General features: G+C 70.4%; 10 protein-coding genes. All 10 read right to left on the minus strand.

Going from position 1 to position 13,145, the window contains the following annotated elements:
* Window positions 1–788: polyprenyl synthetase family protein (locus E1293_RS35700; RefSeq protein ID WP_132202641.1), on the minus strand; the 788-nt coding region annotated here is incomplete at its 3' end.
* A gap of 10 nt (window positions 789–798) precedes the next feature.
* Window positions 799–2,394, minus strand: a complete 1,596-nt coding sequence (gene nuoN / locus E1293_RS35705; RefSeq protein ID WP_132202643.1) for an NADH-quinone oxidoreductase subunit NuoN — start codon at window positions 2,392–2,394, stop codon at window positions 799–801.
* Window positions 2,391–3,971: an NADH-quinone oxidoreductase subunit M gene (locus tag E1293_RS35710; protein WP_132202645.1), complete on the minus strand. Its 1,581-nt coding sequence runs from the start codon at window positions 3,969–3,971 to the stop codon at window positions 2,391–2,393. Before E1293_RS35710 ends, nuoN begins: the two co-directional genes overlap by 4 nt.
* Entirely contained in the window at window positions 3,968–5,884 is a 1,917-nt protein-coding gene (gene nuoL / locus E1293_RS35715; protein ID WP_132202647.1) for an NADH-quinone oxidoreductase subunit L, read from the minus strand. The genes E1293_RS35710 and nuoL overlap by 4 nt, the downstream gene beginning before the upstream one ends.
* 10 nt (window positions 5,885–5,894) lie before the next feature.
* Window positions 5,895–6,194 carry an NADH-quinone oxidoreductase subunit NuoK gene (gene nuoK, locus E1293_RS35720; RefSeq protein ID WP_089324562.1) on the minus strand — a complete coding sequence of 100 codons (300 nt, stop codon included), beginning with the start codon at window positions 6,192–6,194 and terminating at the stop codon, window positions 5,895–5,897.
* A complete protein-coding gene (locus E1293_RS35725) occupies window positions 6,191–7,126 on the minus strand; it encodes an NADH-quinone oxidoreductase subunit J (RefSeq protein WP_132202649.1) in 936 nt (311 codons plus the stop codon). The genes nuoK and E1293_RS35725 overlap by 4 nt, the downstream gene beginning before the upstream one ends.
* Window positions 7,123–7,725 (minus strand): NADH-quinone oxidoreductase subunit NuoI, encoded by a 603-nt coding sequence (gene nuoI, locus E1293_RS35730; protein ID WP_132202651.1) that lies wholly within the window; start codon window positions 7,723–7,725, stop codon window positions 7,123–7,125. The genes E1293_RS35725 and nuoI overlap by 4 nt, the downstream gene beginning before the upstream one ends.
* A 132-nt stretch (window positions 7,726–7,857) precedes the next feature.
* Window positions 7,858–9,234 carry an NADH-quinone oxidoreductase subunit NuoH gene (nuoH, locus tag E1293_RS35735; protein WP_132202653.1) on the minus strand — a complete coding sequence of 459 codons (1,377 nt, stop codon included), beginning with the start codon at window positions 9,232–9,234 and terminating at the stop codon, window positions 7,858–7,860.
* On the minus strand, window positions 9,231–11,693 hold the full coding sequence (locus E1293_RS35740; RefSeq protein ID WP_132202655.1) for an NADH-quinone oxidoreductase subunit G: 2,463 nt from the start codon (window positions 11,691–11,693) through the stop codon (window positions 9,231–9,233). The genes nuoH and E1293_RS35740 overlap by 4 nt, the downstream gene beginning before the upstream one ends.
* Window positions 11,690–12,988, minus strand: a complete 1,299-nt coding sequence (gene nuoF, locus E1293_RS35745) for an NADH-quinone oxidoreductase subunit NuoF (protein ID WP_132202657.1) — start codon at window positions 12,986–12,988, stop codon at window positions 11,690–11,692. Before nuoF ends, E1293_RS35740 begins: the two co-directional genes overlap by 4 nt.
* Window positions 12,989–13,145 lie beyond the last annotated feature (157 nt).

Below are 13,145 nucleotides of genomic sequence, written 5' to 3' on the forward strand. Positions count from 1 at the left end.
AGGACGTGGTGCATCGGGAGGGTGCGGATGCCCTCGCGGAGGTCGGTGCCCGGGGTCTTGCCGGACTCCTCGGTCTCGGAGTCGATGTCGAGGATGTCGTCGGAGAGCTGGAAGGCGATGCCGATCTTCTCGCAGGCCGAGGTGACGGTGTCGACGACGTGGGACGGGGCGCCGGAGAGCAGCGCGCCGAACTGGCCGGAGACGGCGATGAGGGACGCGGTCTTGTCGGCGACGACCTGGAGGTAGTGCTTGAGGGGGTCGGCGTCGGCGGCGGGGCCGACGGTCTCCTGGATCTGGCCGCGGACGAGGCGGGCGAACGCGCGGGCCTGGATGCGGACGGCCTCGGGGCCGAGGTCGGCGAGCAGGTCGGACGCGCGGGCGAACAGGTAGTCGCCGGTGAGGATCGCGACGGTGTTCGTCCAGCGGGAGTTCGCCGACTCCTGGCCGCGGCGGACGGTCGCCTCGTCCATGACGTCGTCGTGGTAGAGGGTGCCGAGGTGGGTCAGCTCGACGACGACGGCGGCGGGGACGACGCCCGGGGAGGCGGGGTCGCCGAAGTGGGAGGCGAGGAGGACGAGCATCGGGCGGAACCGCTTGCCGCCCGCCTCGACGAGGTGCCGCGAGGCCTCGGTGAGCAGCGGGTCCTCGCCGCGGACGCAGTCGAGGAGGAGCGTCTCGACGACGGCCAGGCGCTCTCTGGCGTCGGCCGCGAGCGCGGCGTCGACGGGAAGCCCGAACGGGCCGGTCTCCTCGACCGGCCCGCCGGGCTCAGCGGATGGGTTGCTCACCCAAGACTCCCTACCGGACGAACATGTGGGTCGTGGCGGTCCCCGCGAGGTCCAGGACGGGCTGCGGAATCACGCCGAGTACCACAGTAGCCGTCACGCCGAGGGCGACCGCGACCGCGGTCGCCGGGCCGGCCACCACGACCGGGCCCTCCGCGTCCGGCTCGCTGAAGAACATGACGACGATCACACGCACGTAGAAGAACGCGGCGACGGCGGAGGAGATGACCGCGACGATGACCAGGGGCGTCGCACCCTCCTCCACGGCCGCCTTGAAGACCGCGAACTTTCCGGTGAAGCCGCTGGTCAGCGGGATGCCGGCGAACGCCAGGAGGAAGAAGGCGAACACGCCCGCGACCACCGGGGACCGCTTGCCGAGCCCGGCCCAGCGCGACAGGTGCCCCGCCTCGCCGCCCGCGTCCCGCACCATCGTGACGACGGCGAACGCGCCGATCGAGGTGAAGCCGTAGGCGACCAGGTAGAACAGGGTGCTGGACAGGCCGTGCGGGGAGCTGGCGATCACGCCCATGAGCAGGAAGCCCGCGTGCGCGATCGAGGAGTAGGCCAGCATCCGCTTGATGTCGGTCTGGGTGATCGCGATGATCGATCCGGCGACCATGGTGAGAATGGCCACACCCCACATGACGGGCCGCCAGTCCCAGCGCAGCGTCTCGAACGCGACGTAGTAGACGCGCAGGATCCCGCCGAACGCGGCGACGACGGTGCAGGACGCCATCAGCGCCGTGATCGGGGTCGGCGCGCCCTGGTAGACGTCCGGCTTCCACATGTGGAACGGGACGCCGCCGAGCTTGAACAGCAGCCCGACCGACAGCAGCGCGACGCCCGCGAGGAGCAGGGTCTCGCTGCCGGCGTCCTTGCCGATCTGCGCGGAGATGTCCGACAGCCGGACGGACCCGGAGTACCCGTAGAGCAGCGCGGCCCCGTACAGGAAGAACGCCGAGGAGAACGCGCCGAGCAGGAAGTACTTGACCGCCGCCTCCTGGGAGAGGAGGCGGCGCCGGCGGGCGAGGCCGCACAGCAGGTACAGCGGCAGCGACATGACCTCCAGCGCCACGAACATGGTGAGGAGGTCGTTGCTGGCGGGGAACATCATCATGCCGCCGACGGCGAACATCATGAGCGGGAACACCTCGGTCTGGGTGATCCCGGCCTCGGCGGTGCGCTGCTCGGCCTCGCTGCCCGGCAGGGCGGACGCCTGCGCGGCGAAGTGCCCGCCGGAGACGCCGGCCTTGCCGTTCCCGCGCTCGGCGATCAGCAGCAGGCTGACCAGTGCCAGCACGAGGATGGTGCCCTGGATGAACAGGGTGGGGCCGTCCACGCCGAGCGCCCCTTCGGCGGCGACGTGGTGCGGGTCGTCGCGCGCCGCCAGGACGATCGTCCACACGAATCCGCCGGCGAGGCCGAGGAACGCGAGCGGCACCTGGGTCCAGTACCGCCCCTTGCGGCCGACGAACGCCTCGACGAGCACGCCCAGCACGGCGGCGCCGAGGACGATCAGCAGCGGAGCGATCTGCCCGTACTCGATGTGCGGCGCGGGGATGTCACCCCCCTGCGCGAGGACCGCGCTCACCTGATGGGTCGTGCTCATGGACGGGCTCCGTTCTCGGCGACGTTACCGGTGAGGTCCGGGGCCGGATCGTGCTTGTCGACCCGGGCCAGCGTGTGGTGCACCGACGGGTTGATCACGTGCAGCACCGGCTGCGGGAACAGGCCCATCGCCACGATGATCGCGATGATCGGGGCGACGGCCCACTTCTCCCGGGCGGACAGGTCCTTCATGCCCTCGACCGCGGGGGCCTTCGGGCCGCCCATGGTCCGCTGGTACATCCACAGGATGTAGATGGCGGCGAGGACGACGCCGCTGACCGCGAGGGCGCCCGCCCACTCGTAGGCGCTGAACGTGCCGACGATGACGAGGAACTCCGACACGAACGTGGACAGGCCGGGCAGCGACAGCGCGGACAGGCCGGCGATCAGGAACATCCCGGCGAGCACCGGGGTGACCTTCTGCATGCCGCCGAAGTCGGAGATCCGCGCCGACCGCCGCCGGACGATCATGAACCCGACGATGAGGAACAGCGCGCCGGTGGAGAACCCGTGGTTCACCATGTAGAGCGCGGCGCCGGACTGCCCCTGCGACGTCATCGCGAAGATGCCGAGGACGATGAACCCGAAGTGCGACACCGACGTGTAGGCGATGAGGCGCTTCATGTCGACCTGGCCGATCGCGAGGACCGCGCCGTAGATGATGCTGAGCACCGCGAACGCGAGCACGACCGGGGTCGCCCACTTGGCCGCGCCGGGGAACAGCTCCAGGCAGAACCGGAGCATCCCGTAGGTGCCGACCTTGTCGAGGACGCCGACGATCAGCACCAGCGCGCCCGCCGGGGACTGCTGCGCCGCGTCCGGCAGCCAGGTGTGCGCCGGCACCATCGGCGCCTTGATCGCGAACGCGACGAAGAAGCCGAGGAACAGCCACTTCGCCGTCGTCGGGTCGATGTTCATCTTCGACAGCTCGTCGAACATGAACGTGCCGTGGCCGAGGCCGCCGTCGTCGACGGACTTGGCCGACAGCGGGTACAGCCAGATGACGGCGACCAGCATCAGCAGCCCGCCGAACAGCGAGTACAGCAGGAACTTGACCGCCGCGTAGGAGCGCTGCGGGCCGCCGAAGTACCCGATGATGAAGTACACCGGGATGAGCATGGCCTCGAAGAAGACGTAGAAGAGGAACACGTCGGTCGCCGCGAAGACACCGATCATGGCCGCTTCCAGCGTCAGCAGCAGTGCGAAGTACGTCTTCACCGACCGCTTGGCCGGGACGTCCACGCCGCCGGACCGGTCGGCCTCGCTCCACGACGCCAGCATGACCAGCGGGACGAGGATCACCGACAGCAGGATCAGCACCAGCGCGACGCCGTCGACGCCGACCGCCCAGTGGACCCCGAACTCCTTGATCCACCAGTACTTCTCGGTGAACTGGAAGCGGTCGCCGCCGGCGTCGAAGCCCGCCGTCATGACGCCGGTGAGGGCGGCCACGACGATGGAGACGCCGAGCGCGAACTGCTTGACCAGCGTCTCCCGCTCGCGCGGGATGGCGATGAGCCCCACCGCGCCCACGAGTGGCAGCGCGATGAGGACGCTCAGCCAGGGAAAGTCGCTCATGACACGTTCACCACCAGGAGCGCCGCGACCACGAGGGCCGCACCGCCCAGCATCGAGAGGGCGTAGGAGCGGGCGAAGCCGGTCTGGACGCGGCGGAGCCGGCCGGACGAGCCGCCGACGCCGGCGGCGGTGCCGTTGACGGCGCCGTCGACGCCGCGTCCGTCGAACCAGACCGCGAGCCGGGTCAGCCACTGGCCGGGACGCATCAGCAGCGACTCGTTGAGCGCGTCGCCGTAGAGGTCCTTGCGGGCCGCGACGGTGACGAACGAGCCCTTGGGCGCCTCGCGCGGCACCTTCCGGGCGCCGTACTGCATCCAGGCGATCCCGGCACCGACGATCATCAGCACGAAGGTGGCGATGCCCGGCGCGGTGATCCAGGCGAACTCGTGCTCGTGCTCGGGCGCCCCGACGACCGGTTCGAGGAAGTCGGCGAACCCGCCGAGGACGAGGAAGCCGCCGGCGCCGATGGACCCGACGGCCAGCAGGATCAGCGGCCAGGTCATGACGGACGGCGACTCGTGCGGGTGGACGTCGTCCTCCCAGCGCTTCTCGCCGAAGAACGTCATGAACATGACCCGCGACATGTAGTAGGCGGTGATCCCGGCGCCGATCAGCGCGCACGACCCGAGGATCATGCCGGACGTGCCGCCCTTGTCGTAGGCGGCCTCGATGATGCCGTCCTTGGTGAACCAGCCGGACAGGCCGGGGAACCCGATGATGGCGAGGTAGCCGAGCCCGAACGTCGCGTAGGTGATCATCATCACCGAGCGGAGCGCGCCGTAGTGGCGCATGTTCACGTCGTCCTTGGTGCCGTGCATGACCGAGCCGGCGCCGAGGAACAGGCCCGCCTTGAAGAAGCCGTGCGCGATGAGGTGCGCGATGGCGAAGACGTAGCCGGGCCTGCCGAGCCCGGCGGCCAGCGTCATGTAGCCGATCTGCGACATCGTCGACCCGGCGAGGGCCTTCTTGATGTCGTCCTTGCCGCATCCGATGATCGCACCGGCGAGCAGCGTGGCCGCGCCGACGATCGTCACCACCAGCTGCGCGGTGTCGGACATCTCGAAGATCGGCCCGGACCGGACGATCAGGTACACGCCCGCGGTCACCATCGTCGCCGCGTGGATGAGCGCCGACACGGGGGTCGGGCCCTCCATCGCGTCCAGCAGCCAGGACTGCAGCGGCAGCTGCGCCGACTTGCCGCACGCGCCGACCAGGAGCAGCAGCCCGATGGCCGTCGCGGTGCCGCTGCCGAGCTCCGACGCGAGGCCCGCGTGCTCGGCGCCGGTGCCGAGGATCGGCCCGTAGCCGACCGTGCCGAACGTCGCGAACATCAGCGCGATCGCGATGATCAGCCCCATGTCGCCGACGCGGTTGACGACGAACGCCTTCTTCGCCGCGGTCGCGGCGGTCGGCTTGTGCTGCCAGAACCCGATGAGCAGGTACGAGGCGAGGCCGACGCCCTCCCAGCCGAGGAACATGACCAGGAAGTTGTCGCCGAGCACCAGCAGCAGCATCGCCGCGACGAACAGGTTCAGGTAGGCGAAGAACTTGCGCCGTTCGGGGTCCTCGGCCATGTAGCCGACGGAGTAGATGTGGATGAGCGAGCCCACCCCGGTGATCAGCAGCACGAAGCTGATGGACAGCGGGTCCACCAGCAGGTCCATGCCGACCTTGAACGTGCCGACGTCGATGAAGTCCCACAGGTGCAGGGTGCGGCGCCGGGTTTCGGCGTCGTACCCGAGCATCTGGACGAACATCGCGACGCCCACCGCGAACGACGCGACCGACATGGTGACGCCGAGCAGGTGGCCCCACTTGTCGGTGCGCCTCCCCCCGAGCAGGAGGATCGCGGCTCCCGCGAGCGGGAGCGCGATGAGGAGCCAGGACGCGGCCTGGACGCCTTCCGCTTTCATCCCTGGCCTCTCAGTACTTCAGCAGGTTCGCGTCGTCGACCGACGAGGACCTGCGGGTCCGGAAGATGGTCATGATGATCGCCAGGCCCACCACGACTTCCGCGGCGGCCACCACCATCACGAAGAAGGCGATGATCTGGCCGTCCAGGTTGCCGTGCATGCGGGAGAACGAGACGAACGCCAGGTTCGTCGCGTTCAGCATGAGCTCGATGCACATGAACACCACGATCGCGTTGCGGCGCACGAGGACGCCGAGCGCTCCGATGGTGAACAGGATCGCCGAGAGCGCCAGGTAGTGCCCCGGACTCATTGACCAGCCTCGCCTTCACGGTCGGTGCCGCCCGCCTGGCCGCCGCCGGCGGCCGGCGATCCGGACTTCACGACGCGCGACTCGGCGTCCGCGTCCTTGGCCTCTTCGGTGACCGCCTTGACCGCGGCCACGTCGCGCTCCAAGGCGTCCTCCTCGGTCCCGCCGTACAGGTCGGCGTGCCGCTCCGCGGTGTCAGTGCGGGCGGCGATGACCGGGTTGACCGACAGCTCGGACGGCGTCCCGTCGGGCAGCAGCGCCGGCATGTCGACGGCGTTGTGCCGGGCGTAGGTGCCGGGGCCGGGGAGCGGGCCGGGGTGGTCGCCGGACAGGAACCGCTCCTTTGACAGGTCCCGCTGCGTCGCCTTCGGCTCGGTGCGCTCGCGGTGCGCCAGCACCATCGCGCCGAGCGCCGCGGTGATCAGCAGGGCGCTGGTCGCCTCGAACGCGAACACGTACTTGGAGAAGAGCAGCCGGGCCAGCCCGATCACGTTGCCCTCGGAGTTGGCCTGGTCGAGCCCGGCCGAGCCGCCGAGCGCGGCGTTGCCGAGCCCGATGGTCAGCAGGACGATGAAGCCGACCGCGGCGATGACCGCCCAGAAGCGCTGCCCCCGGATCGTCTCCACCAGCGAGTCGGTGGAGCTGACCCCGACGAGCATCAGCACGAACAGGAACAGCATCAGGACGGCGCCGGTGTAGACGATCACCTGGACGAACGCCAGGAACGGCGCGTTCTGGATCGCGTACAGCGCGGCGAGGCAGAGCATCACGGTCGCCAGCAGCAGCGCCGAGTGCACCGCCTTCCGCATGAAGATCATGCCGAGCGCGGCGAGCACCGACACGACCGCCAGCAGCCAGAAGAAGAACGGCTCGCCGGACTGCTTGTCTGCGACCTGCTGGGCGAGCGGGGCCGCCGCGAGAACCGCGGTGTTCACTTGCGGTCACCGCCCTTGCGGCGCTTGTCCGCCTTGTCCGCCTTGGCGGCCGGGGCGGCGCCCGCCCCGGCGCCGGACGGCGTCTCCTCGGGCTGGAGGCCGAGGCGGTAGTAGTCCTCCTCGGTGTCGCCGAGCCGCATCTCGTGCGGCGGCGTCTCCATGCCCTCGCGCAGCGGTGCGAGCAGCATCTCCTTGGTGTAGATGAGGCTCTCGCGGCTGTCGTCGGCGAGCTCGTACTCGTTGGTCATGGTGAGCGCCCGGGTCGGGCACGCCTCGATGCAGAGCCCGCACAGGATGCACCGCAGATAGTTGATCTGGTAGGTGCGGCCGTACCGCTCACCGGGCGAGTACCGCTCCTCGGCGGTGTTGTCCGCCCCCTCGACGAAGATCGCGTCCGCCGGGCACGCCCACGCGCACAGCTCGCAGCCGATGCACTTCTCCAGCCCGTCCGGCCACCGGTTGAGCTGGTGCCGGCCGTGGAAGCGGGGAGCCGTCGGCTTCTTCACCTCGGGGTACTGAACGGTCTCGCTCTTCATGAACATCTGGTGGAACGAGACCCCGAACCCCTTGACCGGGTTCAGGAAATCAGTGAAGCCCACGGCCCTGCCTCCTTTCGAGGGCGATTTCGACGATTCGATGTCACCGTGTCGCACCGTGGCGATACGTTCGGTAGCAGCACGTGGCGACCGATACGCCACCACCAGTGGCGGGTACGAGTCGCGAGTTCGGGCTCACGCTCGGACAGTTGGCTGGGTCCCACTGGTGACCTCCTCTCGAGAGGCCGGGGCCTTCGACGAGGCCGGTGCTCCGTGGTAGTGCGGGGCGTCCAGTGGCGGTACGGGGAACCCGCCGGCGTTGTCGGCGGATTCCTTCGTGCCCGGCCTGCCCTGGGCGGCACCCGGGACGATCTCCTTCTCGTCCTCGCCGCCGCGGATCATCTCCCAGACCACCGTGGCGACCAGCACGACCGCCGCGGCGACCGCGGCGATGATGACGATCTGCCGCATGTCGTAGCCGTCGTTCTTCAGCCCGCGGATGGTGGCGACCAGCAGGATCCAGCCGAGCGAGAAGGGCATCAGCACCTTCCAGCCGAGCTTCATCAGCTGGTCGTAGCGGACGCGCGGCAGCGTGCCGCGCAGCCAGATGAAGAAGAAGATGAACAGGAAGATCTTGATCAGGAACCACAGCACCGGCCACCAGCCGGAGTTGGCGCCCGCCCACACCGTGGAGATCGGCGGCGGGGCGCGCCAGCCGCCCAGGAACATCGTGGTGGCGAGCGCCGACAGCGTCGCGAGGTTGATGTACTCCGCGAGGAAGAACATCGCGAACTTCAGCGACGAGTACTCGGTGTGGAAGCCGCCGACCAGCTCGCCCTCGCCCTCGGGCAGGTCGAACGGGATGCGGTTCGACTCGCCCATCATCGTGATCACGTACACGACGAAGGACGGCGCGAGCAGCACCACGAACCACTTGTCGTGCTGCGCGTTGACGATCTGCGAGGTCGACATCGAGCCCGCGAACATGAACACGGCCACGAACGACAGGCCCATCGCGATCTCGTAGGAGATCATCTGCGCGGACGAGCGGAGCCCGCCGAGCAGCGAGTACGGCGACATCGACGACCAGCCGGCGAGCACGACGCCGTAGATGCCCATCGACGACATCGCGAGGACGAGCAGCACCGCGACCGGGAGGTCGGTGCCCTGCAGCGCCGTCTCGTGCCCGAAGACCGACACCCGCGGCCCGAACGGGATGATGATGAACGAGATGAACGCGGGCACCGCGGACATCACCGGCGCGAGGACGAACACGACCTTGTCCACCTGGCGGGGGACGATGTCCTCCTTCAGCGCCAGCTTCACGCCGTCCGCGAGGGCCTGCAGCAGGCCGAAGGGCCCGGCGCGGTTCGGGCCGGTGCGCAGCTGCATCCGGCCGATGACGCGGCGCTCGATCCACATCGTCATCAGCACGGTCAGGACGAGGAACGCGAAGACGACGAGGACCTTGCCACCGATGAGCCACCACGGGTCGGCGCCGAAGCCCTGCATCTCGGGATCGGCCGCCGTGTCGACGACCGTCGTCCCGGGCGGCGCGGCCAGCGGGATCATTTGCCACCTCCAGCGTGCTGCGGCGTGCTCGCGAGCACGCCGCTCGCGATCTTGACGACGGCTCCCGCGGTCGCGCCGAGGTCCCGGTGCAGGGCGCAGCCGGCCGAGTTCGCCGGCAGCCACACCACCCGGTCGGGCAGGTCGGGGGTGATCTCCAGCGGGAGCGTGACCTCGCCGCGCGCCGCCGACACCGTCACCGCCGCGGTCGCGCCGATCTCCGCGGCCGTCGCGGGCGACAGCCGGGCGACCGCGCCCTTGGCGGTGCCCGCGAGGAACCGCTCGCCGTCCTGCAGGCGGCCCCGGTCGAGCAGCAGCCGCCAGGACGCGAGCAGCGCCTCACCCGTCTCGGGGTGCGGCGGGAGCGGCTGCGACACGTTCGGCGCGTCCGGGCGCTCGCCGCGGTAGCCGCCGAGCCCGGTGAGCTCGCGGCGCGCCGCGTCCGGGCCGGGGAGCCCGAGGTGGACGTCCATCTCGTCGGCCAGCGCGTCCAGCACCCGCAGGTCGGACATCCGCCCGGCGGACTTCAGCACGATGTCGAACGGGCGGCCGCGGCCCTCCCAGTCGACGAACGTCCCGGACTTCTCGGCGACGGCGGCGACCGGGAACACGACGTCGGCGCGGTCGGTGACCGCGCTCGGCCGCTGCTCCAGGCTCACCACGAAGGGGGTGGCGTCCAGGGCCCGCAGCATCGCCTCGGGGTCGGCCGTGTCGTCGGGGTCGACGCCGCCGACGAGCAGCGCGCCGCGCCGCCCCTCGGCCGCCGCCGCGATGATGCCGGCGGTGTCCTCGCCGGGCCCGGCGGGCAGGTCGGCGACGCCCCAGGCGCGGGCGACCTCTGCGCGCGCCTCCGGGTCGGTGACGGGACGGCCGATCGGCAGCAGCCCAGGCAGCGCCCCGGCCTCGACCGCGCCGCGCTCCCCGGCCCGGCGCGGCACCCACGCCAGCTTGGCGCCGGTCACCTGCGCCAGCCGGACCGCCGACGACAGCGCGCCGGGGCTGGTGGCGAGCCGCTCACCGACGAGGATGACGGCGCCGGGGGTCTCCAGCAGCGTCCGGACGTCGGAGCGGGCGTCGTCCCCGATCACGGAGCCGAGCGTCTCGGCCTCCGCGCCGGGCGGCGTCGGCAGCAGCGTGCCGCCGACCTTGTCCAGCCCGCGCGTCGCGAACGGGGCGGCGGCGAACACCTTCAGCCGGTTCTTGCGGAACGCCTTGCGGAGCCGCAGGAAGACGATCGGCGACTCCTCCTCGGGCTCGAACCCGGCGAGGAGGACGGCGGGCGCCTTCTCCAGGTCTGCGTAGGAGACCTCGATGGAGCGTCCCGCGACGTTGGAGGCGAGGAAGCGCGACTCCTCGTCCGACAGCGGGCGGGCCCGGAAGTCGACGTCGTTGGTGCCGAGCGCGATCCGGGCGAACTTGGCGTAGGCGTAGGCGTCCTCAAGGGTGACGCGGCCGCCGGCCAGGACCCCGGCCGAGCCGCGCGCCGCCGCGAGGCCGCGGGCGGCGATGGTCAGCGCCTCCGGCCAGGAGGCCGTCTCCAGCTCGCCGTCCTCGCCCCGGACGAGCGGGTGCGTGAACCGCTCCGGACGCGTCCCGTAGGTGAACGCCCAGCGGCCCTTGTCGCAGTTCCACTCCTCGTTGACCTGCGGGTCGTCGCCGGCCAGCCGCCGCGTGATCTTCCCGCGCCGATGGTCGGTGCGCAGCGCGCAGCCGGACGCGCAGTGCTCGCACACGCTCGGCTGGGACACGAGGTCGAACGGCCGGGACCGGAACCGGTACGCGGTGCCGGTCAGCGCGCCCACCGGGCAGATCTGCACGGTGTTGCCGGAGAAGTAGGAGTGGAACGGGTTCCCGTCGGCCGTCCCGACCTCCTCCTTCGCGCCGCGCGCGAACAGGTCGATGAACGGGTCGCCGGCGATCTGCTCGGAGAAACGGGTGCAGCGAGTGCACTGGATGCACCGCTCCCGGTCGAGCAGCACCTGGCTGGACAGCGGGAGCGGCTTCGGCCAGGTCCGCTTGGCCTCCACGAACCGGGTCTCGCCGCGGCCGTTGGACATCGCCTGGTTCTGCAGCGGGCACTCGCCGCCCTTGTCGCAGATCGGGCAGTCCAGCGGGTGGTTGATGAGCAGGAACTCCATGATGCCGTGCTGGGCCTTGTCGGCCACCGGCGAGGTGAGCTGGGTCTTGACGACCATGCCCGGCATCACGGCGGTGGTGCAGGACGCCTGCGGCTTCGGCATCCCGCGCCCGTTCCCGGCGTCGGGGATCTCCACCAGGCACTGCCGGCAGGCGCCGATCGGTTCGAGCAGCGGGTGCTCGCAGAACCGGGGGATCTGGATGCCGAGCAACTCGGCGGCCCGGATGATCAGCGTGCCCTTCGGCACCTCGATCTCGAAGCCGTCGATGGTGCAGGAGACCATCTCGACCTTCTCCACCGCCGACTTGTCGTCGGTGACGGTCACTTGGCACCTCCCCAGAGGGTGGACTTGGCCGGGTCGAACGGGCAGCCGCCCTGCTCGAAGTGCTGGAGGTACTCGTCCCGGAACAGCTTGATGGACGAGACGACCGGGCTCGTCGCGCCGTCGCCGAGGGCGCAGAACGCGCGGCCGAGGATGTTCTCGGAGATGTCCAGCAGGGTCTCCAGGTCTTCCTCGGTGCCCTGGCCTGACTCCAGCCGCTTCAGCATGAGCTTGTACCAGTACGTGCCTTCGCGGCACGGCGTGCACTTGCCGCACGACTCGTGCGCGTAGAACTCCGACCAGCGCAGCACGGCGCGGACGACGCAGGTCGTCTCGTCGAAGATCTGCAGTGCCCGGGTGCCGAGCATGGACCCGGCGGCGCCGACGGACTCGAAGTCCAGCGGCACGTCCAAGTGCTCGTCGGTGAAGATCGGGGTGGACGACCCGCCGGGCGTCCAGAACTTCAGCCGGTGCCCCTCGCGGATGCCGCCCGACATGTCGAGCAGTTCCCGCAGCGTGATGCCGAGCGGCGCCTCGTACTGGCCGGGCCGGGTGACGTGCCCGGACAGCGAGAAGATCCCGAAGCCCTGCGACTTCTCGGTGCCCATCGCGGCGAACCACTCCGGGCCGTTCCCGACGATCGAGGGAACCGAGGAGATCGACTCGACGTTGTTGATGACAGTGGGCCCGCCGTACAGGCCCGCGACCGCCGGGAAGGGAGGCTTCAGCCTGGGCTGGCCGCGGAACCCCTCAAGGGAGTCCAGCAGCGCCGTCTCCTCGCCGCAGATGTAGGCGCCGGCGCCGCTGTGGACGACGATGTCCAGGTCGTAGCCGGACCCGAGGATGTCCTTGCCGACGTAGCCGGCCTCGTACGCCTCGGCGACCGCCTGGTGCAGGCGGCGGATGACGTGCAGCACCTCGCCGCGCACGTAGATGAACGCGACGTTCGACTTGATGGCGTACGCGCTGATGATGACGCCCTCGACGAGGACGTGCGGGTTGGCCATCATCAGCGGGATGTCCTTGCACGTGCCCGGCTCGGACTCGTCCGCGTTGACGACGAGGTAGCGCGGGTTCGGGCTGGTCGGCGGGAGGAAGCCCCACTTCATGCCGGTGGGGAAGCCCGCGCCGCCGCGGCCGCGGAGGCCGGAGTCCTTGACCGCCTGGACGATCTCGTCCGGCGCCATGCCGAACGCCTTGCGCAGCGCCTTGTAGCCGCCTTCGCGCTCGTACCCCTCGCGGGTGAACGAGTCGGCCTGATCCCAGTTCTTGGTGAGGATCGGGGTCAGCGTGGTCACTTGTTCCGCCCCTCCTGGCTTCCGGGCTTCGCCTCGCCGGGGATGGGCTTGCCCGGCTCGTGCGGCGGCTCGGCGATCTGCTCCGGCTTGACCGGCTCGTCCGGACGCTCGCGGTCGGTGTCGGCTGTATCACTCTGGGGGGACGACCCCCCAGACC

It is taken from the genome of Actinomadura darangshiensis (assembly GCF_004349235.1).
In the GTDB taxonomy this organism is placed as follows: Bacteria; Actinomycetota; Actinomycetes; order Streptosporangiales; family Streptosporangiaceae; genus Spirillospora; species Spirillospora darangshiensis.

Bases quoted from the DNA above. Each gene is read 5' to 3' on its own strand.
- nuoN (WP_132202643.1), bottom strand. From the start codon at position 2,394: ATGAGCACGACCCATCAGGTGAGCGCGGTCCTCGCGCAGGGGGGTGAC.
- E1293_RS35710 (WP_132202645.1), bottom strand. From the start codon at position 3,971: ATGAGCGACTTTCCCTGGCTGAGCGTCCTCATCGCGCTGCCACTCGTG.
- nuoL (WP_132202647.1), bottom strand. From the start codon at position 5,884: ATGAAAGCGGAAGGCGTCCAGGCCGCGTCCTGGCTCCTCATCGCGCTC.
- nuoK (WP_089324562.1), bottom strand. From the start codon at position 6,194: ATGAGTCCGGGGCACTACCTGGCGCTCTCGGCGATCCTGTTCACCATC.
- nuoH (WP_132202653.1), bottom strand. From the start codon at position 9,234: ATGATCCCGCTGGCCGCGCCGCCCGGGACGACGGTCGTCGACACGGCG.